This is a genomic window from Bartonella sp. CM120XJJH, from assembly GCF_042194715.1.
Taxonomy (GTDB): Bacteria; Pseudomonadota; Alphaproteobacteria; order Rhizobiales; family Rhizobiaceae; genus Bartonella.
In genome coordinates this window covers 172,430-197,014 of record NZ_JBHINE010000002.1, presented here as the reverse complement: position 1 = coordinate 197,014, position 24,585 = coordinate 172,430, and the positions used below count along the sequence as shown (strand labels likewise).

13 protein-coding genes and 1 pseudogene are annotated in these 24,585 nt (G+C 39.7%); 8 read left to right on the top strand and 6 right to left on the bottom strand.

Annotated features, from left to right (window positions below):
* Positions 1–168: 168 nt before the first annotated feature.
* The 8 genes and pseudogenes from ACFIKU_RS01770 (at position 169) to ACFIKU_RS01735 (ending at position 15,833) form a co-directional block, all read left to right on the top strand.
* Positions 169–2,610 carry a DNA translocase FtsK 4TM domain-containing protein gene (locus ACFIKU_RS01770; protein WP_375641884.1) on the top strand — a complete coding sequence of 814 codons (2,442 nt, stop codon included), beginning with the start codon at positions 169–171 and terminating at the stop codon, positions 2,608–2,610.
* A 704-nt stretch (positions 2,611–3,314) separates the two neighbouring features.
* A pseudogene (locus tag ACFIKU_RS01765) lies at positions 3,315–3,587 on the top strand (DNA translocase FtsK); the annotation flags it as partial.
* Positions 3,588–3,709: 122 nt separating this feature from the next.
* Positions 3,710–4,318 (top strand): outer membrane lipoprotein carrier protein LolA, encoded by a 609-nt coding sequence (locus ACFIKU_RS01760; RefSeq protein WP_375641883.1) that lies wholly within the window; start codon positions 3,710–3,712, stop codon positions 4,316–4,318.
* A 30-nt stretch (positions 4,319–4,348) separates the two neighbouring features.
* Complete coding sequence (locus ACFIKU_RS01755; RefSeq protein ID WP_375641882.1) at positions 4,349–5,164, top strand: exodeoxyribonuclease III; 816 nt, start codon at positions 4,349–4,351, stop codon at positions 5,162–5,164.
* 61 nt (positions 5,165–5,225) lie between these two features.
* Positions 5,226–6,707, top strand: coding sequence for an efflux transporter outer membrane subunit (locus ACFIKU_RS01750; RefSeq protein ID WP_375656494.1), 1,482 nt, complete (start codon positions 5,226–5,228; stop codon positions 6,705–6,707).
* Entirely contained in the window at positions 6,704–7,927 is a 1,224-nt protein-coding gene (locus ACFIKU_RS01745) for an efflux RND transporter periplasmic adaptor subunit (protein ID WP_375641880.1), read from the top strand. Before ACFIKU_RS01750 ends, ACFIKU_RS01745 begins: the two co-directional genes overlap by 4 nt.
* A 3-nt stretch (positions 7,928–7,930) precedes the next feature.
* Positions 7,931–9,919: a MacB family efflux pump subunit gene (locus ACFIKU_RS01740; RefSeq protein WP_375656493.1), complete on the top strand. Its 1,989-nt coding sequence runs from the start codon at positions 7,931–7,933 to the stop codon at positions 9,917–9,919.
* 958 nt (positions 9,920–10,877) lie between these two features.
* Entirely contained in the window at positions 10,878–15,833 is a 4,956-nt protein-coding gene (locus tag ACFIKU_RS01735; protein WP_375656492.1) for a DEAD/DEAH box helicase, read from the top strand.
* 1,335 nt (positions 15,834–17,168) lie between these two features.
* Here the strand turns inward: ACFIKU_RS01735 and ACFIKU_RS01730 are convergent.
* From ACFIKU_RS01730 to ACFIKU_RS01705, 6 genes are all read right to left on the bottom strand, one after another.
* Positions 17,169–17,834, bottom strand: a complete 666-nt coding sequence (locus ACFIKU_RS01730) for a YdcF family protein (protein WP_375656491.1) — start codon at positions 17,832–17,834, stop codon at positions 17,169–17,171.
* A 4-nt stretch (positions 17,835–17,838) separates the two neighbouring features.
* The gene (locus ACFIKU_RS01725) at positions 17,839–18,792 is read right to left on the bottom strand and encodes a cell division protein FtsX (protein ID WP_375656490.1); all 954 of its coding nucleotides are present in this window, start codon (positions 18,790–18,792) and stop codon (positions 17,839–17,841) included.
* A complete protein-coding gene (ftsE, locus tag ACFIKU_RS01720) occupies positions 18,785–19,444 on the bottom strand; it encodes a cell division ATP-binding protein FtsE (RefSeq protein WP_273723097.1) in 660 nt (219 codons plus the stop codon). Before ftsE ends, ACFIKU_RS01725 begins: the two co-directional genes overlap by 8 nt.
* A gap of 535 nt (positions 19,445–19,979) precedes the next feature.
* A complete protein-coding gene (gene acs / locus ACFIKU_RS01715) occupies positions 19,980–21,923 on the bottom strand; it encodes an acetate--CoA ligase (protein WP_375641875.1) in 1,944 nt (647 codons plus the stop codon).
* A 581-nt stretch (positions 21,924–22,504) separates the two neighbouring features.
* Positions 22,505–22,792: a hypothetical protein gene (locus ACFIKU_RS01710; RefSeq protein ID WP_375641874.1), complete on the bottom strand. Its 288-nt coding sequence runs from the start codon at positions 22,790–22,792 to the stop codon at positions 22,505–22,507.
* Positions 22,793–23,864: 1,072 nt separating this feature from the next.
* Positions 23,865–24,554 carry a YggS family pyridoxal phosphate-dependent enzyme gene (locus ACFIKU_RS01705; RefSeq protein ID WP_375641873.1) on the bottom strand — a complete coding sequence of 230 codons (690 nt, stop codon included), beginning with the start codon at positions 24,552–24,554 and terminating at the stop codon, positions 23,865–23,867.
* Positions 24,555–24,585 lie beyond the last annotated feature (31 nt).

Below are 24,585 nucleotides of genomic sequence, written 5' to 3'. Positions count from 1 at the left end.
ATGAATGATATGAAGTGGTTAGAAGGTAGAACGCGCTAGATGAGAAGTCGGATTGTTTACAGGCTATTTGTTTACAAATCGGCATAGAGTTTAAGCTTCATCCTTTTTAAGAGAGAGAGGGAGTTATAACTCTTTAAAATATGAAAGTTTTGTATTTGGAATTGATAGATGCACCGAAGTTCTTCTCCTTATGATTCATTAGAAGTGCGAAATTCTCAAAGTTCGCGTCTTATTGAGATGTTTTTACGTCAGATAGGGGTGTTTATTGGGCTTGGGCTTTTGGGCTTTATTATTTTTTGTGTGTTTGCTTTGGCGACGTGGAATGTTGCGGACCCATCTTTAACCCATGCAAGTACAAATGAGGTTACAAACCTTATGGGGTGGATGGGGGCAATTTTTTCAGATTTTATTATGCAGTTTTTTGGCTTGGCAAGTCTTGCTGTTTTGTTGCCGCCGTTATTTTGGTCTTTTCTCTTGTTGGCGCAAAAGAATATCTACAATTTGACTTTTCGCTTTTTTTTATGGGTGCTATCAACCATTTGTTTTTTAATTGCTTTTGCCCTTATGTCACCTGTTGCTTCTTTTACTTATTGGCCATTGCCAATGGGATTGGGAGGGGTTTTAGGAGATAAAGTTTTAAGTGTTGCTTCTTCAGTCTTTCCTCTTTTTCTTTCTCCTCCTTACACGGTGTTTTTCAGTGTTGTTTTTATTCTTTTAGGGTTTTTCACTGCTGCTTTTGCTGGCAATGTGATATGGCGGCGTCGAACAAAGAAAAGAAAAGAAAAAAGTATTCCAAAAGACGAAATCGTTAATCCAGTTTTTGAGTTGGAAGAAGATACGGAATATGCCGCAGAGGATGAACGTGAAAATCATGGTTTTTTTGCGACAACTTGCGGCGCTTTTTTACATCTTTTTTATTTTTTACAAGCGCGTTTTTTTCGTTTGTTCTGTTTCAAAAGGCGTTTTCAAAGTAAAGGGAAAGGAAAGTCATTTGATCGGATTGAGCCAACTTTTTTGGGTGAAAAAGTAAAGTGTGAGGAAAATCAAAATAAAGCCTATGTTTCTCCTGCTAAAAATCGAAAGTCTTTAACAGCTTCTTCAAATGGTGGTTTTGTTCTTCCTCTTGTAGATTATCTTTCGGTTCCACCGCCGTCTGTTAGGGATGCAAAACTTTCTCCTGCTGTTTTAAGAGCAAATTCTCAGGAACTTGAAGGGGTTTTGTTAGATTTTGGAGTCAAGGGGCAAATTATTGATGCTTGTCCTGGACCGGTGGTAACTTTGTATGAATTTGAACCGGCTGCTGGCATTAAGTCCTCCCGTATCATTGGTTTGGCAGATGATATTGCACGCTCAATGCGTGCGATTTCGGCGCGTGTTGCGGTGGTTCCAGGACGCAATGTGATTGGAATAGAATTGCCTAATGCAAAGCGTGAGATGGTTTATTTACGAGAAATGTTGCAGGCGCAAGAATTTATTGACAGCAAAGCAAAGCTAGGACTTGCTTTGGGTAAGACAATCGGGGGAGAAGCTGTTATTGCAGATTTAGCAAAAATGCCCCATCTTTTGGTTGCTGGTACAACAGGATCGGGAAAGTCTGTTGCTATCAATACAATGATTTTATCATTGCTTTATCGTATGACACCTGAACAATGTCGTCTCATTATGGTGGATCCGAAAATGCTTGAGCTTTCAGTTTATGATGGCATTCCTCATTTATTAACACCCGTGGTGACAGATCCTAAAAAAGCCGTGATTGCTTTAAAGTGGGCTGTGCGTGAAATGGAAGAGCGCTATAGTAAAATGTCAAAATTAGGCGTTCGTAATATTGATGGGTTTAATGCACGTCTTAGGGAAGCAGCAAGTCAGGGAGAGACAATGGCGCGGACAATTCAAGTTGGATTTGATCGCGAGACCGGAGAGCCTCTTTATGAAACGGAAACGCTTGATTTTAGTCCTATGCCCTATATTGTTGTCATTATTGATGAAATGGCTGATTTGATGATGGTTGCTGGTAAAGATATTGAAGGCGCGGTTCAACGTTTAGCACAAATGGCACGTGCTGCCGGTATCCACGTAATTATGGCGACGCAGCGTCCTTCTGTCGATGTTATTACTGGGACGATCAAAGCTAATTTTCCTACACGTATTTCTTTTTCAGTGAGTTCAAAAATCGATAGCCGAACAATTTTAGGCGAGCAGGGGGCTGAGCAGTTATTGGGACAAGGAGATATGCTTTTTATGATGGGAGGAGGACGTGTTCAACGTGTGCATGGTCCTTTTGTTGCGGATGATGAAGTGGAGCAGGTTGTTGCGCATCTCAAAGCACAAGCACGACCGGATTATTTGGAAACAATTACGCAAGAAGTTGAAGAGGATGGTGCCGATGTTTCTTTGGCTTCTCCTTCAGAAGATGATCCTTATAGCCAAGCTGTTGCTATTGTGCTTCGTGATCGTAAGGCTTCGACTTCCTATATTCAACGCCGTTTAGGCATTGGTTATAACCGTGCTGCGACATTGATTGAGAGGATGGAAGAAGAAGGTATCATTAGTCCAGCAAATCACGCAGGGAAACGAGAAATTTTAGTGCCTGCCGAAGAAGAACGCTTTTGAAAAATCTTTATAGTTGCTTTTATAATATCTTATAAAACAAGTGTTTATTCTACTGTATCGTAGAAAGTCTGCATTTTCATATACCAGTTCTCGATTTGCGATAGCTCCTTGGCACTTGAGACTCTTTATAAGGGGATTCTTATATCTCATATAACTTTTATCCATACACCAACCTTGCTTGTAACGTGCAAGCAAATGATGTGAATTAATTCAATATGAGAGAGTATAAGATGAGAGAATCTTACTGTATTTGGCGTTATGATTTAAGTTAAAAAGATAATTTATTATAAATCAATATCTTGGTATAAAATAATGTCATTGCGAATGTAGGGGTATAAAAGCATGTAAGTCTTGATATTTAAGTGTCTTTTAAAGTGCGCTCTAAATATTTAGGGCAAGGCTTATCTGTCGAGCCTTATATAAATGAATCTATGGGGTAGGAAGCTAAGTGAAATCTGCTAAACTTCAAACTGTTTACAGATTGGTTCCGGTGGAAATTTTTATTCTTTTGGGTTGGAAGGAAGTCAAAAAAGCATTTTTGCCACTTAAAAAAGCTTTTAGATTCGCGAGCAATATGCTTAGTACTTAATCCGTTATGTATTGACTATAATTTATGTTGTTTCATAGATTAGGAGTGGGAAAGAATATATTATGCGTTTAGAAAAGCAGGAATTTGGATGCTTTCGGAAACTTAAATGCAGACTGATTATTTGGAAATGATACCGCAAGAGCTTGCAAGAAATAAAGAAGGATGTTTTTTATCTTTTTCTTTAGTAGATGATCCCTATAGTCAAGCTGTTGCTATTGTGTTTCGTGATCGTAAGGCTTCAGCTTCTTATATTCAATGTCTTTTAGGTATTGATTATAATCGTGCCACAACATTGATTGAAAAGATGGAAGAAGAAGGTATCATTAGTCTAGTAAATGATATGGTTAAGCGGAAAGTTTTTGAGACTGTCGAAGAAGAATACTTTTAAAAATCTTTTGATAGTTTTTTCAAACAATATCTTATATTTTATAAAGAAGGGTATTTATTCATCGTTGGTCACTTAAGTTATAAATTATAAAGTCAATTAAGCATTGCTTGGGAGCATTTTTTATGAAAACGTCTTTTTTGCCGCAAAGAAGAGTCTTTGGGTTGGTGGGAATTATTATCTTTTGGTATTTCACTTTTCCTGTTTTTTCGCAAGCATCTAATAAAGTGATAAAGGCGCAAAATGTTGTAAATCACTTTGCGGCAATCAAAACAATGACAGGTGATTTTATCCAGTTTAGTCCAAAGGGGAAAATGTCTCAGGGGACATTTTATTTAGAGCGCCCAGGGAAAATTCGTTTCATTTACAAAAAAATGCCTTTACAGATTATTGCAGATGGCCAATTTGTAGGTATTAACAATCGGGCTTTGAATACTTGGAATTTTTCACAACTTTCGCAAACGCCAATGAAGTTTTTGCTAGATGATAAAATTGATGTATCTTCTGGGCGGTTATTCGCATTTCGCGAAGATCCAGGGGCGGTGACGATTGTTCTGCGTGATAAAACGATTGGGGCAGGGCAAATAAGGATGGTTTTTGATTCTAAAGGCTCTGCTTTGCGGCAGTGGACAATTGTTGACCAACAAAATTTGGAAACTACTGTGCAGATTATGAATGTGCGGACAGACGTCCGGTTCGCTAATGGAATGTTTACACTTCCTTCGAAGAAATAGTGCTGTGTTATTTCATTGGGATTGAAATGGATGTTCTTTCGTATTGCAACTTGGAATATTAATTCTATTCGTTTGCGTCTTGCACAGGTTTTTCAGTATTTGGAACTCTTTTCCGCAGATGTTTTGTGCCTACAGGAAACGAAATGTCCAGATGCTTTATTTCCAGTGGAGGCTTTTGAAGCAGCGGGTTATAAGCATATCGCATTGAGTGGACAAAAATCTTATAACGGGGTGGCTATTGTTTCTCGTTTGCCTTTTAAAAAGGTAGAAAAGCGTTTCTTTTGCCAAAACCAAGATTGCCGTTATATCTCAGTTATTGTGGAAGCCTATGGGAGAAGCTTGCGGATTCATAATTTTTATGTTCCTGCTGGGGGAGATATTCCTGATGCTGATGTGAATGAAAAATTTCGGCATAAGCTTGATTTTTTAGAAGAAATGTCCTCCATTTGTGCTGATCAAGGAGATGGTCTTTCTTCTCTTTTGGTGGGCGATTTGAATATTGCTCCTTTGGCAGAGGATGTTTGGTCTCATCAGCAATTGTTGAAGGTTGTAAGCCATACTCCCATTGAAACCGAGCGTTTAAAAGCTTTGTGTTGTCAAGGTGGATGGGTTGATCTCATGCGGTTGCATATCCCTGTTCCTACCAAGCTTTACACATGGTGGAGTTATCGTGCACGCGATTGGGCATTTACCGATTATGGGCGGCGGCTTGATCATGTTTGGTCTTCTCAAGATTTAGTACCTTTTGTTGTAGATCTTTCGATTTTTCGTGATGCGCGCGGATGGGAACGTCCTTCAGATCATATTCCTGTGCAAACTGTGTTTGATTTTTCACGTCAAGTTTGAAATAAGAGGTAAATAAAGTATTAATATTAAATAATGATTCTGAAAGAATGCGGGAGACTAGATGTATATCAGAAATCTCAAAAGGGGCGCTTCTCGTGGATTACTTTCTAGTGTTTTGTTGTGGTTGCTTTTGTCAGGATGTATGGTTGGTCCTAATTACCAGAAAACATCTTTTCGTGTTCCAGCAGTTTGGGGAGAAAAATCTGCACAGATTGCAGGGCAGTCAGTTGCGCTTGCCGGATGGTGGCGGCGTTTGAATGACCCTGTTCTAGATGCGTTAATGGATTACGCGATTTCTGGAAATAATAATGTTGCTGTTGCCAAAGCGCGGGTACGTGAGGCGCGTGCGGGTTTGGGACAGGTTGTGGGAACTCTTTTGCCAAATGTGTCCAATTCAATTTCAGGAACCCGTAGTCGTTCTGGACAGTCTGATGTGTCTTTAAACCAGTATAGTAGTGGTTTTGATGCAAGCTGGGAGCTTGATTTTTTTGGTGGGCATAAACGAGCGGTTGAAGCAGCGCGTTATGGTCTTGATGCGGCTGTGGAAGATATGCGCGCTACCATGGTGACACTGCTGGGAGATGTGGCAACAAATTATGTGCAAATGCGTGGTTGGCAACAAAAGTTGTTTATTGTGCGGCAAATTGCTGTATCACAACGTAAAACCTATGAATTGATGCGCGCTAGATTAAGAGCTGGTGATGTTTCAGAGCTCGATGTTTCAAATGCGCAAGCACAAATGGCAAATACAGAAGCAGATATATCACAGATGGAAGCGAATTTAGCAATGAGCGTTCATCGCCTTTCTGTCTTAACAGGTCGTGTGCCGACGGCATTGAAGGATCTTTTACAAAGAAATGCTAAGCATGCAAAGATTCCACAACCACATTGGCCAATACCAGCAGGAATTCCGGCTGATATTTTATTAACACGTCCGGATTTACGACGGGCGGAGCGTCAATATGCGCAAGCGACAGCGCGAATTGGTCAACGTGAAGCAGATCGCTATCCATCACTTACTTTAACAGGTAATATTTCGACAGCAGCAACGGCAATTGATCAGTTATGGAAAAATTCAACGATTGGCTGGTCTTTTGGACCTGGTCTGCGTTTTCCTCTTTTTAATGGAGGTCAGGTTGAGGCTTCTATTGTGGTAGCGCGTGCACAGCGTGATCAAGCTTTTATTGCTTATCGAGCTGCTGTGTTGGAGGCTTTAGAAGATGTAGAAAATGCGCTTGTAAGATTAACGAAGGAACATCAACGCTTAGAAAAGCTAATCGTTGCGAATAAAGCGTCTCTTCATTCCTTAAAACTTTCACGGAGCCTTTTTGAGAATGGAAATACTAGTTTTCTTGAATTGTTAAATGCTGATCGCTCTTATTATTCTGCACAAATGGCGCTTAAAGATAGCCGTGTTTCTTTGGTTACGCAATATATCACGTTGATGAAAGCATTGGGGGGGGGCTGGGATGGCGTTGTTGATGTATCGCGTCCAGAAGTCGTTGATAATGCACCTCGTTCGCGTGCAAAGGTAGGGAAATGAAAAAAAACTTACTCAAAAATTTCATTACAAAACACAAAAAACTTTCCTTCTTTTTAACTGCTATATTTCTCATTCTCTTGTTGTGTTTACGTTCTGTTTTTTTTGGAACATCTACTCCAACTTATATCACAGCAGTGGTGAAGCGTGGAGATATTGAGGAAAGTGTTTTAGCTTCTGGTCTTGTGCGTCCTTATCGGTTGGTGGCTGTTGGTGCGCGTGCAACAGGGCGTGTGGTGTCAATGCGCGTTTCCCCTGGGAGTGTTGTGAAAGAAGGCGATCTCTTGGCAGAAATTGATCCTACAGATCAGGAAAATGATTTAAAAAGAAAAAAAGCAGCATTATCGCATTATTATGCGAGTTTAGTAGAGCAAGAAGCCTATCTTTCTCTTGCACAGAAAAATTTAGAGCGTCAGAAAAAAATGATCGAAACACGTGCGATTTCACGGGCGAACCTCGATGAGGCTACGACACAGGTGAAAATACGCGAGGCACAAATTGAACAACTTCGTCAGCAGATTGTGCAAGCACAAATTGATGTAGAAAGTGCAGAGGTTAATTTAGGTTATACACGTATCACGGCTCCTTCAGCGGGAACGGTTTTGGCAACAGTGGTGGAAGAAGGGCAAAATGTGAATGCGGTTCAGTCGGCGCCAACAATTGTTATTTTGGGTGATTTATCAAAGATGACGATCAAGGCGCAAATCTCAGAAGCCGATATTCTTAAAGTCCAAGCTGGACAACCACTTTATTTTACAGTTCTAGGTAATTCTCAGCGTCGTTATGAAGGCGTTTTAGAAAAGGTAGAACCGGCTCCTGAAGCAATTCGTGCTGATGTGAGTATTAATCCTGGTATGGTGGGCGGTTCTAGTGCTTTAATATCGTCGGCTATCTATTACAATGGAATTCTACATGTTGATAATGCGGACAATTTTTTGCGAACCTATATGACTGCTCAAGTTCATATTATCTTAGGGCGCGCGCAGAATGTCTTGTTGGTTCCAAGTGATGCTTTACGCGATGAGACAAGAGAGCGTAAAGCGTGGGTTTCTGTTTTGGTGGGGGAAAATAAGGTGGTTACTAAACAGGTGAGCGTTGGGTTGAATAACAAGGTTATGGCAGAGATTGTTTCAGGACTTAACGAGGGTGATGTTGTCATCACCGGCTCGTCTGATGGAGTGATGCCAGAGTCTTCTAACATGCATAGCGAAGACGAGAGTTAAACCATGAACACGAACCAAGCAGATGCTGTCTTCGTCTTGGAAAATATTGTGCGCAAATTTCCCGCGGGCGAAACGTTTGTTACCGTTTTGAAGGATATCAATCTTACCATTAAGCGCGGTGAAATGGTAGCGATTGTGGGAGCTTCTGGTTCAGGAAAATCTACATTGATGAATATCTTAGGCTGTCTTGATCGGGCAACTTCTGGCCGTTATTGGATCTCTGGTAAAGAAACAGCTTCCCTTTCTGCTGATGAATTGTCGGCTTTGCGACGTAATCATTTTGGTTTTATTTTTCAGCGCTACCATTTGTTGAATGAATTGACAGCTCTTGGTAATGTTGAAATTCCGGCTATTTATGCGGGATGTGCCGTGGAAGCAAGGAAAAAGCGTGCACAAGATCTTTTAACGCGTTTGGGCATGGGTGATCGGGTCAATCATCGTCCAAATCAGCTTTCCGGTGGTCAGCAACAACGTGTTTCTATTGCCCGTGCGCTCATGAATAATGCGGAGGTTATTCTTGCAGATGAACCAACTGGTGCATTGGACAAAAAGAGTGGGCAAGAAGTATTGCGTATTTTGGATGAACTTCATCAAGAAGGGCGTACCATTATCATTGTAACCCATGATATGCAGGTGGCTGAAAGAGCAGAGCGTATTATCGAAATCAGTGATGGGGAAATTATTGCCGATAAGCGGTCAAAGGTTGCAAAAACAAAAGTTGGTGGAAAATCTCTTCAGGAACAACAAAATCTAAAGGGCCAACAAAAACTGGGCTTTTTTCGTTCTTTTGTTGAGCGATTCCGTGAGGCGTTTGTCATGGCTTTGTTAGCAATGAATGCACATCGAATGCGAACTTTTTTAACAATGCTTGGGGTGATTATCGGTATTGGGGCGATTATTGCTATGGTGGCTTTAGGGAATGGTACACGAGAGAAGATTCTGGAAAATTTTAAAAGTTTGGGTGCTAATACATTAACTATTTTTCCTGGCAAAAGTTTTTCTGATCCACAAGCAGAGAAAATAACAAGTCTTGTTGAAGCTGATGCAGAAGCCTTGTCTGGGTTACCTTATGTTTCTGGTGTAACACCACAGATTTCAACAAGCTCGAAAGTGCGTTTTGGTGCAGTTGAAGTCAATGCCGTCATTGCGGGGGTGGGAGAACAATTCTTTCAGACACAGGGGCTTAAAGTTTTCAAAGGACAGTTTTTTGATCAAAAAAGCGTGCATGATCGGTCGGTTGATCTCGTGATTGAAAAAGAAGCATTGTCTGTTCTTTTTCCCCATAGCCATGAAAGCCCCCTTGGAAAGGTGGTGCTTGTGGGTAATGTTCCAGCGCGTATTATTGGTGTTGTTGATTCGCAAAACCAAGCAAGTGGAAACACATCGAATACATTACAGCTTTATTTACCCTATACAACAGTGCAGACGCGTTTTCTTGGCACAACAGAAGTTCGTGCAATTACCGTTAGGGTTGCTGATGATATTGATTCACATTTAGCGGAGACCATGATAAAACGTTTTCTCATTATGCGGCATGGCGGGGAAGATTTTTTCATTAGAAATTCTGAATTCTTCCGTGAACGTGTTATGGAGAGCACAAATATTTTAACACTTTTAATTTCTTCAATTGCTGCTATTTCATTGATTGTGGGAGGTATTGGGGTGATGAATATTATGCTGGTCACCGTTTCTGAGCGGATTAATGAAATCGGCGTGCGTATGGCAGTTGGTGCACGGCAAAGTGATATTTTGCAGCAATTTCTCATTGAAGCGGTTTTGGTTTGTGTGATTGGTGGTGGTTTGGGGATCTTGTTTGGATTTTCTATCGGTGGCTTGTTTCTTCTGTTTAAGGCACCTATCCATTTGGTTTATACCATTGAATCAGTCCTTATGTCTCTTACTTTTTCAACCCTCATTGGAATATGTTTTGGTTTTTCTCCAGCGCGGCAAGCTTCACGGCTTGACCCTGTTGTTGCCCTCTCGCGCGATTAAGCTTTATCAATAGGGGCAATGTTTGTTGTGATGCTTTCCACTTGGATGAAGCGTTTATGAAGCGAAACATGAATGGGAAGTTTAGCATTGTTTGCTGCTCTATTTTAGAAAACGCTTTGTTCGTTAAGTGGAGCGTATTTTATGTAACGTTAAAGGATGAAGTTTTACGGCACAACGTATTATGAATAAATTTTCATTGTATTGTGTAGTTATACAGAATATAGGGTGCGATAGCTTTAGGATTTTAACCTAAAAAGAGGGGAAGGGGAGTGTATATCTGTTAACAAACAAGATAAAAAAGAGGAAAATTTAAACGAAAAACAGCTTATATCCAAAAAACGAACGGGTATACGGGGCGTGTTGGTCTCTATAGTTTTTCTTTTCCTTTTGTTTATTCGTGCCCCTGTTTTTTTACAAATTGTATGGCAAAGGGAGGGACATTGGTATTTGTAACGTTTGGTTTTAAGATTCTTTATGGCTTTATGCGACGCAGATATAGGCTCTTCCGCAAGTCCAGCTTCATAGGGAGAACGAGATGAATACATTTATGGGCTCATGTTGCTGGGAATGTTAATTGCTGCATTTATTATTATGTGTATTGGTATAGCTGGTAATTGGTTTTATAATATGCTTTTATTGCGTTTAGCACCTTCTGAGTATGAACTTATACTCTTTCAATAGATAAACATCAAAAAGAAGCTCACCCAAATAATAAAGCAAATCTCTACATTCTTGTGCGTGATTACATGATATTTATCAGGGATGAGAAGGAAGCAGATTCCACTCTTTTGCTAATAAGTAAAACTTTATCAATTTGTTTTGCTTAGTACGTATACCATTATAAATAGTCAGTTCATTTAGTAAATCGAGTTATCTAGAGTCTTTTGGATAGAACAATAGGCATTGACCAATTTGTCTAGACTCGATAATTGAAAGTATTTTTAGTTGGGTGGAAAGCATGACGCTGCAATCGCTTTTACAGACATATCGTGATGAAGCGCGTACCGAACGGGACAAAGGTACATATTTTGAGCGTTTTGCTCTTGCTTATTTAACACATGATCCTCTTCAGTCTGGATGTTATGAAAAGGTTCAAACCTTTAAAGATTGGGCTCGTGAAAATGATTGGGATGTTCATGATACTGGTATCGATCTTGTGGCAAAGATTCGTGATGGAGGGGGTTTTGCGGCAATCCAATGTAAATTTTATGATGCCGCATATCGGATTAAAAAAGCAGATATTGATAGTTTTATTTCGGCATCAGGGAAAGCTCCATTCAAGCGGCGTGTTATTATAGATAGTACTGAAGGTGCTTGGAGTGATAACGCTGAAACAATGATACGGGGGCAGGATATTCCTGTTATACGGATTAATCTTTCCAATATACAACAAAGTCCGATCCGTTGGGAAACTTTTGCAGCCCAGGGCAAAGTTGTGTTGGAGGATAAAAAGAAAATCCGTCCACATCAGCAGGAGGCGTTGCGTGATGTGCGTGCTGGGCTTGCTCAAGCAGATCGGGGTAAGCTTATTATGGCTTGTGGTACTGGTAAGACATTTACCAGTCTTAAAATTGCTGAGGATTTAGCGGGTGAAGGCAAGTTTGTCTTGTTTCTTGTTCCTTCCTTGGCATTGATGTCACAGACGGTTCGTGAATGGACAACGGATGCAGAAATTGGATTGAGATCCTTTGCTGTCTGTTCAGATACACAAGTGGGAAAGCGTCGTAAAAATAGTGATGATGTTGCTGAAATTGATGTGTTTGATCTTGCTTTTCCAGCAACAACCGATGCTGCTAAACTTGCAGAACAGGCGGGTAAGAGTGTTGCAGATAAGATGAGCGTTGTATTTGCAACCTATCACTCGATTCAGGTGGTTGCAGATGCTCAGAAAAAGTATGGTTTGCCAATATTTGATCTTATTATTTGTGATGAAGCGCACCGTACAACAGGGGCAACGCTGGTTGGAGAGGATGAATCCAATTTTGTTAAGGTGCATTCTAATGATGTTATTCGTGCCAAGAAGCGCCTTTATATGACAGCAACACCACGTATTTTTGGTGATAATGCAAAAAGTCGCGCGAATGAAGCCAATGTTGTTCTTGCTTCGATGGATGATGAAAAACTTTTTGGTAAAACACTTTTTTATCGGGGGTTTTCATGGGCAGTACAAAATGATCTTTTAACGGATTATAAGGTTATTGTCTTAGCAATGGACGAAAAATTGGTCAGTTCAGCTGTTCAGAAGCGTCTTAGTGATGACCAGTCTTCGCTTGTTCTTGATGATGCTACGAAGATTATTGGCTGTTATAAGGCGCTGACAAAACAAGATCTGAAGGCTGATGTTGGTGCGGATCCACACCCCATGCGTCGTGCTTTAGCGTTTTGTAAAACTATTGAAAGTTCTGAACTGGTGTGTGATGAATTTTCTGCGGTTGTTAGAGAATATCTTGAATATACGAAAGAGGATACGGAAAATGAGCACTTTCTGAAGTGTGAAATTGAGCATGTTGATGGCACTTTCAATGCGAAGGATCGTGGTGCATTACTTGATTGGCTGAAAGCTGATAGTGGTGAAGATGTTTGTCGTATTTTGACCAATGCACGGTGTTTGTCTGAGGGGGTGGATGTTCCGGCTCTTGATGCGATCATGTTTTTAAATCCACGCAAGAGCCAGATTGATGTTGTGCAAGCGGTTGGGCGGGTGATGCGTCGGTCTGAGGGCAAAAAGATGGGATATGTCATTTTGCCAATTGGTATTCCCTCTGGGATTCCAGTGGAACAGGCTTTGAACAACAATGATAAATATCGGGTTGTTTGGCAAATTTTAAATGCTTTGCGTGCGCATGATGATCGTTTTGATGCGACGATTAATAAGGCATCTTTGGGGCAGGATATCAGCAATGTGATTGAGATTATTGGCGTCACGCAGAGCACTGAGTTACAGGCTGTTACAGCTGTTGTAGACAATCTTCCACTACGCGCACAACCGGCACGAGCGGGCATTGGGACACCGGAATATGATTTAACTCGTACAGATCAGGTAAACAAGGAGTTTTCTTTCCCAGTGGATGAAATTTCTCGTGCGATTTTGGCAAAGATCGTCAAGAAATGTGGGACACGTGATTATTGGGAAGATTGGGCGAGCAACATTGCTGAAATTGCTAAGAATCATATCACGCGCTTAACAGGTATTCTGGCAGAGCCAAACACTGAGGCGCGTCAAGCCTTTGACAGGTTTGTAGCAGAACTGCGTGATGATTTAAATGATGCGATTACAGAGGCTGATGCGATTGAGATGTTGGCACAGCATATTATCACGCGTCCTGTCTTTCAGGTGTTGTTTGAAGGGTATCAGTTCACACGTGAGAATCCGGTATCGCGTGCTATGCAGCGTATGCTTGATGTGCTTGATGAGGCGAATCTCGATAAGGAATCCAAAGATCTCGAGAAATTTTACACAAGTGTAAAATTACGCGCCAGTGGCATTACGGATCCAAAAGCAAAACAGAGGTTGATTGTAGAGCTTTACGATAAGTTTTTTCGTTATGCTTTTCCACGTACTGTAGAGAAACTAGGCATTGTTTATACCCCCGTTGAGATTGTGGATTTTATTTTGCACTCTGTCAATGATGTCTTAGAGCAAGAATTTGGGCAAACGCTTGGCTCATCTGATGTGCATATCATGGATCCCTTTACAGGAACGGGAACTTTTATCACGCGGCTTTTACAATCGGGTTTGATAAAACCAGAGGAGATGAAACACAAATTTTGTCATGAAATTCATGCCAATGAGATCGTGCTTTTAGCTTATTATATTGCAGCCATTAATATTGAGACAACCTATCATGGTTTGATGGGGGGAGATTATATTCCCTTTGAGGGAATTTGTTTAACCGATACATTCCAGCTTTACGAGCAAGAAAAAGACCTGATCAGTGATTTGCTGGTGGATAACAGCACACGTCGCTCACGCCAAAAAGAACTGGATATTCGTGTTATTGTTGGCAACCCCCCTTATTCTTCGGGGCAAAAAAGTGAAAACGACAATGCGAAAAATATTGGTTATCCTAAATTGGATAACCGCATTCGTGAAACTTATGCCGCTCAATCCAAAGCGAGCAATGTTAATGGACTTTATGACAGTTATATTCGTGCCATTCGCTGGGCGAGTGATCGCATAAAAGACTGTGGTGTTATTGGTTTTGTTACAAATTCAGGTTTTATCAATGGATATTCTACGAGTGGTTTACGAAAAGAATTGAATGAAGAATTTTCGAGCATTTATGTTCTCAATTTGCGTGGTGATATTCGCAAAAATATGATGAGCAAAGGACGTGCTCGAGAAGGGCAAAATGTTTTCGGAAGTGGAAGTATGGCAGGAATCGCTGTAACACTGTTTATTAAAAATCCAAATGTCACGGAGCATTGCAAAATTCACTATTACGATATTGGTGATAATCTCACGACAAAAGAGAAGCTCCGTGAACTTCAGAGGTTGGGGAGTATTGGTGGTATCAAGTGTGAACACGGCTGGAAGATGCTTACACCAGATGAGCATGGTGATTGGCTGGATCAGCGTAACAGTGATTTTGAAAAATTTTTAGCCTTAGGTGATAAGAAAGGTAGTGATAAAAAGCTCTTTGAAACGTTTTCTCGTGGGATTATAACTACTCGCGATGCCTGGGCATATAATTCAAGCCGTGAAGATCTAGCGAAGAATATGCGTAACACTATAACTTTCTATAACAATGAAGTGGAACGTTTTAATAATGTTTATGCGCATTCTGACCGCAAAGTGCGTGCAAATGCTGTGAATGATTTCGTAAATTTAGATGCAAGGAAAATCAGCTGGAGTAGTAGCCTTAAAGAAGAATTGGTAAGAGGAAAGTTTTCTGAATTTGAAAGTAATTGCTTAGTTCAAAGTCTTTATCGTCCTTTCATGCAGCAATGGCTTTATTATAACCGTACTTTCAATGAAAGAGTGTACCAAATGCCGCGGATCTTTCCTATGAAGCAAGCGGTTGAAAACAGAGTAATACAAGTTACGGGAGTTGGAGCAAGCAGTGGCTTTTCTGTCCTTATGACTAAGAGTTTACCCAATCTTCATACAATGGATACTGGTCAGTGTTTCCCACGATATATTTATGAAGATACTAAGTCTTTAGATAAAGAGGAAGATCAGGTTCATTTGTTTGCAAATTTTGCAGAGGAAAGCAAAGAAACTGGTTTAGAGCGGCGTGATGCACTCACGGATGAAGGGTTGGCATATTTTAGGGCAGCATATCCTGGTGAAATGATAACAAAGGATGATTTGTTTTATTATGTTTATGGGATTTTGCATTCTGAAGATTATCGTGCGCGTTATGCGCATAATTTGTCTAAAGAATTGCCACGTATTCCAACAGTTAAAAAGGTAGAGGATTTTTGGGCTTTTGTAACAGCAGGGCGAAAGCTTGGTGATTTACATATGAATTATGAAGAGGTTGAGCCCTATCCCGTTACCTATAAACAGGGTGATCCAAGAACTTGGATGATTTCTGATGAGAAGAGTTTCTATCGTGTTGAAGCGATGAAATTTGCGGGTAGGCGTGGTGCTATTGATAAGAGCACAGTGGTTTATAATGCGCATATCACGATGCAGAATATTCCTCTTGAAGCTTATGAATATGTGGTCAATGGCAGGTCTGCTCTTGAATGGGTTATGGAACGGCAGATTGTCAAAACGGATAAAGCGAGTGGGATTGTGAATGATGCTAATCGCTATGCTGTTGAGACGGTGGGTAATCCGGCCTATCCCTTGGAATTGTTTCAGCGGGTTATTACTGTAAGCTTGGAAACAATGAAAATTGTCCGTAGTTTGCCAAAATTGGAAGTGCGAGAAACTGAAAAGGTGAAGTTATCCATTGTGCGGTAAAACAGCGCAGTGTTGTAATAAACTGGTATTCTCATATACTTTGCCAGCTTGTGGGTGTTGCAATAAGCTTTTAGCACTTGAGACAAGTCCATAAGAAAGGCATGCCTTTCTTGTATAGTTTTACGCCACGCAGGCTCTCTTTCCTTGTGATGTGCAAGTTCTATGTGATGTGCAAGAAAAAGGTTTTGATTGATTCAACAGAGAATAGATTTGAAATGAAAGAATCTGATGATATTGAGAGCTCTCATTCAAGTTGTAGAGTATAAATTTTCTTATAAATCAATGTGTTGCATGCGATAAAACATCTTAGGTAGTAGGCGGATAAAATGATGACGCATGGACTTTAGCGACAGGGGAGAATAGCTTTAAGCAGGCTTGTTCGTCGAGTCTTATGTGAGTAAATCATATAAATGGGGAAGCTGAGTGGAATCTGCCCAGAGAAAGTGGATTATTTACAAATCGTCGCTGATAAGAATCATCGTCCTTTGAGATGTTTAGAGGAAATCACAGCTCTCATGAAATCTGTCTTTTGAGCGCGGGTGATCGGAAGCGAGCAGGGAGAACGGGTTAGACAAGAAGCTGGATTGTTATTGTTTACAGATCGACAGAGTTTAAAAATTTTCGTTCTTTTTGGGGAGGCTGCCAAACAAAAAGTGTTTTTAGAGGGAAATGATTTATACCAAAAGATATTGTTATAAAAAGTGTGGGATGTTCGTGGCGGTGTGCGTTTTGAGCTTATTCCTATCTCTGATCTAAAATGCTCTTATGAAGATGCTTTTTAGAATGAAGAGATTGTTACTAATATATCGATTTATCATAATAGTTTAACATTCTCTCTGTTGAATGAGAAATCTAAGTATCATAAATTTTCTTATTTTAAATCTATTAAAATTACTTCTTTTCATGTCATATGAGGTTGCTATGTTCGTTTTGAAAAAAGGCGTGAAGCATGCCTCTTACTAATCATCCCAAGTGGCTTAAGAGCTATCGTAATATTGGGGGGCGGAAAAATATAGGTGGGGCGGTTTTTATTTTTTATGAAGCGTAAAGACGGTGGTATAAATAGATCTCTATAACAAGTTTGAAGATCTTATAGTTGTCTGGGGGCTTTATTTACAAGAGCTTAATATATTGGGATGGCATGTACAATCCCGTGCTGTGAGAGATGTCTTGGGTGAACGTGCAATACAGTGACACGTGTGGGGTGTTCTGTGTTGTATGAAGGTAGCTCTATTCGAGCTTTTATAGAGGCAACTTCGTGTGGAAGGGTATGGAAAGAACGGTATGAAGCGGTCAGAAGATGGCAAGGTTTTTAAAAAGTCAGAAGGATAAAGACTAGAATGCGGTTCTGAGATAGACTTGGAGCGTTTTAATATATTGAAATAGAAGAATGCGGATTTGATTGATCTGTTGTATTGCGCTTTCAGCATCGCTCTTTTTAACAGGATAGGCAATGAAATGGATATCAGGCATTAAATATTTAAGTTCTCGCATCGAGCGCCACATATGGTAATCATGGGTGACGATATAAAGGGTTTTATAGTGGTGTTTTTTGATCCAAGCAGCACTTTCTGTAGCGTTTCCTCTGGTGTTAATCGCTTGATGCCCAATGTCAATACAACAGGAGACAAGCCGTGGGGTAATATGCATGTTATGTATGAGACTTTTCAGATTGGTTGTGGTGTTTACACCACTGATAAGGAGTCGTGAACCAAGCCCCCTTTGTAAGAGATGGAGTCCTGTCTCTATTCGGTTTTCTCCGCCTGTAAGCACGATAATGGCATCTGCTTTGGGGAGAGGTGTTGGGGGGACAAGTCGTTCAGTTTTTTCAGAAAAAATAATAAAACCGCTCCAGAAAATGAAAACAATGATTGCAAGAGTAAGGGTTGTCGGTGGAAAGTAGCGAAATAAAAAGCGGGGAGACCAACTATAGTGGAGCCGTTTTGGAAGAGGACGTTCTAAATTGTTTTGCGTCAATGAGTTGGAAGTGTTGTGAGTCATAAAATTAAAATAAACCGTTTTCACATTGATCGATTTTTTTCAGTTGTGTTAAAATAGTCATGCGGTTTGTAAGGGTGGTAAGAAAAGAAACGAAAATAATAAGAAAAATGATTTTTCCGTAAGGAATGGAACTTATGGAAAGATGTCCAAACAAAGCTGTTATTTGGCTAGCTTCCACTCTTCCCAAGTTATAATTCGTCCAGAGACAAAAGGCTGAAAACAGAAATATGCTTGTGAGACCACCATATAAAGCACCACGTAGTGCAGTTTTAAAAAAATGCCAGTCAAATTGGCGGGCAATGAAAAGAGTTTCAGTACCAAGGAAATATAAGACATTGATAATATGTGTATTTTCTGCCAATGCATTGCGGGTGGCAAAAATGATGGTAAGAATAAGAGAGCCTAGAACCAATACTAAAATTGAAAAACCAATGAAAACAGTGGTGTGTGCCATGGTTGCAAAACGATGGACCCAAACACGGTGATCATCAAATTGACCTCCTGGAATTTGGGTTTTAATGGCGTGATTAATGGCTGCAAAATTGATTTTTTCATCTCTCTTCAGAGTCACAATGATAAGGCGGGGAAGGGGCAATTCATTGACATTGAAGCCTGTTCCAAGCCATGGCTCCAGTAATTTTTCTGTAGCTTTTTGGTCAACAATTTTTGCATCTTGTACACCAGAAAATGTTTTAACTAATTGTACGGCATCACGGAGAGCTTTGTTGATATCAACATTGTCCATGGGGCGTATTTGTATTGTTGCTTCATAGCTAATCTGATTACTCCAATTTTGGGCGGCACGTTGGACTAAATCAACACCGATTAAGGTGAGGCTTGAAAGAAATGTCATAATAGCAATAATGGCAACCAATGCTTTTCCAGAAATATTACCACTGGGAATAATCGCTGTTGTATTTTTTTTATTGCTTGTAAAAATGGGGAAAGACTTATTCATGAATCGTCATCCGTCCGTTATGGAGAAGCATACGTCGTGCTGCAACTTGTTCCATTAAGGCAATATCATGGGTAGCAATGATCACAGCCGTTCCAAAACGGTTTAATTCAATAAACAAACGGAGTAGGCGTTTTGCTAAGGGCGGATCGACATTTCCGGTGGGTTCATCGGCAAGTAGAATTTCAGGTTGATCAATGAGTGCGCGTGCAATGGCTACCCTTTGTTTTTCTCCGCCAGAAAGAACTGGTGGTAAAACATGGATATGATCTCCAAGACCTACCCAACAGAGAAGATCTTCCACTTCACTGCGATAGGTTGCTTCTTCTTGTCCTTTAATGCGTAAAGGTAAGGAAACATTTTCATAAGTGGTCATGTGGTCGAGTAAACGAAAATCTTGAAAAACTACACCGATACGTTGTCGCAGCGCAGGGAGCTCTTGGCGTTTGAGTAATGCTGTATCTGTTCCAAAGAGATCAATATGACCGCGGGTGGGTTTGAGTGCCAAAAACATAAGACGCATCAACGACGTTTTCCCTGCTCCAGAGGCGCCAGTGAGAAATTGAAATGATCCAGGAGGAATATGAAAGCTAATATCACGAAGGACCTCAGGTCCCATTCCATAGCGTAGACCGACATTTTCAAAATGAATCACTTTTTATTATTACTCCTGATTTTATATTGCATCATTTATTCTAAGAACTCTTACTTTCATTGCTTTAGATTTTTGTTGTAAGATTGTTTATTTTAGATTTCATGGTTTTCAATATTTTTTATACACCCTCGTTATAGATAAATATTTTTGCTCAAAAATATTATCACTTATACTTTCTCTTTTTAGTTTTATTTATGATTTTAGCAGGAATTTCAAAGTGATTCTAGCATAAACATCAGAACTATTTTTCCTTCTTTATCAGAGGCTTTTTTGCATTGAGTGGGTATTGGGCGATTTTAAAAAGCTATGTTGCTCTTTTTATCTTACTTTCTTATTCTTGTTTGCATTCCATTCCTAAGGTTTTTGCTTAAATTATTTCTTACCTGTTATGAGAAAAGCGTTTGTTGTTAGAATTATTGAGCTTCTAATGAATTGTTTTGTTTTTTTATTCTCATCGGTGGTTTTCGTAACAATGCTGAGATAATTTTAGCAGAAAAACAAAAACCACCGTATGTTATATTTCTTTGTGGGTTCTTTAATTTTGTCGGTTAGCAATCAGATCTTCAACAACTTGTGGTTCGGCAAGCGTTGAAATATCTCCAAGAGTATCAAAATCGTTTTCGGCGATTTTTCGTAAAATACGTCTCATAATTTTCCCTGATCGCGTTTTGGGAAGCTGCGGAGCAAACTGAATTTTATCCAATATGGCAATAGAGCCTATTTCTTGTCTCACATGCTTGATAAGATCTTTTTGCAATTCTTCACTTGGCGCTGTCCCTTCCATGAGGGTCACAAAACTATAAATTCCTTGTCCTTTAATGGAATGCGGATAACCCACAATGGCTGCTTCTGATACAGCGGGATGAGAAACAAGGGCTGATTCAATTTCAGCGGTTCCTAACCTGTGTCCCGAGACATTGAGAATGTCATCAACCCGTCCTGTGATCCAATAATAGCCGTCGCTATCGCGCCTACAGCTATCGCCTGAAAAATATTTTCCTTTATAGGAGGAAAAATAAGTTTGAATAAAGCGCTCATGATCCTTATAAAGTGTGCGCATTTGTCCGGGCCATGAATCACTGATACAAAGATTGCCTTCTGCTTCACCCTCTAAAACATTGCCTTGAGCATCAACAATTTGGGGTTGAATACCAAAGAAAGGACGTGTGGCTGACCCTGCTTTAAGGGGTGTTGCACCAGGCAAGGGCGTGATCATATGCCCCCCTGTTTCTGTTTGCCACCATGTATCGAGAATCGGACAACGGTCATTTCCAACTGTATGATAAAACCATTCCCATGCTTCTGGGTTAATAGGTTCTCCTACCGTGCCTAAAAGACGCAACGATGTCCTGTCTGAGTGTTCAACAAACGAATTTCCTGCTCCCATTAAAGCGCGGATAGCTGTTGGTGCGGTATAGAGTGTATTGACTTGGTGCTTGTCGACAATTTCCCAAAATCTTCCTTTGTCAGGAAAGGTTGGTGTGCCTTCAAACATTAAAGTAGTCGCACCATTGCATAAAGGTCCATAAACCAAGTAAGAATGACCGGTAATCCAACCAATATCAGCTGTGCACCAGTAAACTTCATTGGGGTGATAATCAAAAACATATTGATGTGTCATCGAGGCAAAAACAAGATAGCCCGCTGTGGTATGTAAAACACCTTTGGGTTTGCCGGTGGAGCCGGAAGTATAAAGAATAAAAAGCGGATCTTCAGCGTTCATGGGTTCTGGTGGACAGTCTGTTTTGGCATGAGCTATCTCTTCATGGTACCAAAAATCACGCCCCTTTATCCATTGAATGGGTCCACAAGTTCGCCGTATAACCATGACTTGGTCTACATGCACGTTTTGGCGCGCTGCTATCTCAATAGCATGATCAACATTGTCTTTTAAGTTGATCCGTTTGCTGCCACGCAAGCCTTGATCAGCGGTAATGATGAAGGTTGATTCACAGTCAACAAGGCGTCCTGCTATTGCCTCAGCAGAAAAGCCAGCAAAAATAACCGAATGAACAGCACCAATGCGGGCGCAGGCGAGCATAGCATAGGCTGCTTCGGGAATCATAGGAAGATAAATGGTTACTTTATCGCCTTTCTTAATTCCACGACCTTTCAAAAGATTGGCAAAACGACAAACATGTTCATAAAGCTCGTTATAGGTTATTTTTTTATTGTGATAAGGATTATCTCCTTCCCAAATGAGCGCAATTTTGTCTCCATGGGTTTTCAGGTGGCGATCAATGCAATTATAGGCAACATTTGTTATCCCATCTTCGTACCATTGAATTGATACATCTCCGTTAAAAGAAGTGTTTTTTACTTTTGTAAAAGGTTTAAACCATTCAATGCGTTGACCATGTTTGGCCCAGAAGCTTTCTGGATCATTGATACTTTCTCGATACCATTGTTGATAAGTTTCCTCATCGAGTAAAGTATTTTTTTTGATCTCTTCTGATACTGGATAGATTTTTTCAGTCATGCTTCCCTCTTTTTATTTATTTTTTAGAAAAATCAGCCATTGTATTTTTATATTTGTGGCAGAGTTTTCCCAAAAGCTTTTCATTGTGAGGTTAGACTAAATGACAAAGATTAGAATAGTCAATTTTTAAATCTGATGTGATGATATTAAAGAGGGTATTCTATGCTTTTAGGATACTCAAATGTGGTAAAACCTATTGCGGTATAGCGCCTTTTATAAAGGCATAAAGACATTAAAAAATGTCTATTATAAAATATCCCTTACAAGTTGATATAAACCACTATCATTAAATAAAAGACTAACAAGAAAGAATATTGAGCTTATTAATAATGATTTTTTTAGAGAATCTTTCCAATAATAAAAAAGATATATTAAACCAAAAAAAATGTTGCTATAAGCGATTCAATGATTTTATAAGCAAAATCTGTCATCACGAAATCCAAGTTATAATATAATTACAAATTATAAATATCTCTGAAGTCCGTCTCAATAATAATTGTAGATAATATAATTTAGATATTTTTCGAAAAAAATTACAAATTATTATCTTCAGAGATATCTTTATAGTTGCTCTCTACAAATTAGAACCAACACTCATGAACTTTCTGTACGAACCCTAAACCAAAACCTCCGAAGAAACCAGTCGTGGCACCAGTAAGGCCACCCATAAGTGCACCTGGACCAGTTATAGCTCCCAGTGCTGCTCCGGTTATCCCTCCTGCAACTGCATAGTCAAAACCCTGTGCTTTCATGTGAGACATAAAAGCATTAGGACTACATGCATTTCCATGAGTAGGTCTTGAATTGTGCGAATGACCAAAAGAAGGCTTTGTCGCCATATGACCAAATGTGTTGAATGAACCAAACATATTAATTCTCCTTAATTATCTACATTAAAAGTAGCATCATAATGATACATTTCAAATGGATATCACGTATTTTAGAGAAATGACAAAGATAAACTTTCAAAATAGTAATAAAAATACTGTATAAATGATAAGTTATTTATGTATATATTAAATTTTATTCTTAATAGGATAATAGTATTATTTGTAATATTTTAAAATATAAGAAATTACACCATATTTTTGCTTAATTGAAGTTTAAAATTAGAAAAATTGCGCATATAAAAAGTTGAAGTTTTTCTCTTTGTTTACAAGAACGATAAAGGAATATCGTTATTGAAATCAGTCTCATTGCCATTGTTTCTCCTACGTGTATTATGCGCATATACATGGGATTCGTTCTTTTACTTTTCAGGCGAATATTGACTGTATTTACGCTTTGTAGAGCATAGAAAGCCTCTATGCTATCCTTGAACCATATAGATTGCTGTCATGTTGTTTAGCGCGGCTCTTGGTGCTCTATTGGGCATTTGAGATGTTTATTTTGCTCACGTGACTTACATGAAAGAGTTTTGTTACTGTATTATGCAGCTATAAGCCTTTTTTGCCTGCTTTACGCCATTGGCATGTGAGGAAATTGTTTACGCGTGTTGGAGAAGTTAAGAGAATTCGTGGTTTTTAATGGAAATCATTGCGACAATCCTATTGAATATTCTTTTGCTATTAGTGATTTTGCGACAGTTTTTTTATGAATGCACAACGCCTCTCTTATCATTTTGCCTTTATATAAGGATTTATTTTTATGTTGCTTTTGCTGGAGAGGCGGTCAGAGGGGAGGCGAAGTAGAGCCAATGTGTGGGAATATGAGAGCCTAAGCAGGGCTGTTTTGAAGTCATTTTATGGGTTGAGCAGGGCTGGTGAGAAGCTTAGGAAGAGCATTTTTGCTTATTTTGCTAACAGGATGAAAGAGGGACTGGAATCTTTTTTGCTAGAGTTGCGCTTTTCTTGATTTTGAGGGGAATGTTTTTTCTCATTTTTGTTGTTTTGGGTTTGTTCGTAGAATTTTCAATGGAGATTTATATGAAGGGAAATTGCTTTACATAGGGCGTTTTCCAAATAAAGCGGAGCCAATGCGAAGGACGTTAGAGCCAAACTGTAGAGCAATTTTGAAGTCACTGGACATGCCCATGGAAAGCTTTGGAAGACCGGCTTGTTTTGCTAATTTTGCTAAGAGTGCGAAATAGGGTCCGGGGTTTTCATCGACAGGGGGGATGCCCATAAGACCGATGATATTAAGTCCATAGTTGTTTTTGCATTGGTCGACAAAAGATGTCGCTTCTTGTGGTGCGATACCACTTTTTTGCGGTTCTAAGCCAATGTTAACCTGAACATAGCAGGGAAGATGCCTTTTTTGTTTTTGCATTTCTTCCGCCAAAATTTTGGCTATTTTTTCACGATCAACCGTTTGAATGACATCAAAAATTTTGATAGCTTCAGCGGCTTTATTTGATTGTAGGGGACCAATGAGATGAAGTTTAATATTTTCAAATTGTTGACGTAACTCGGGCCATTTTTGTGCCGCTTCTTGTACGCGGTTTTCTGCAAATAAAGATTGGCCTGCTTGCAAAAGGGGACGTATATCAGCGGCAGAAACAGTTTTTGAAACAGCGATAAGTTCAATTTCTTCTACGGGGCGTTGTAGCTCTTGACATGTTTCAGCAATGTCTTTTTGAAGGTTTTGCCATGTTTCAATGGAAGGGGCATCGAGGGGCGTTTGTGTATTCATATTTTTGTGCTTTACCTTTTTTGTTTAAGAG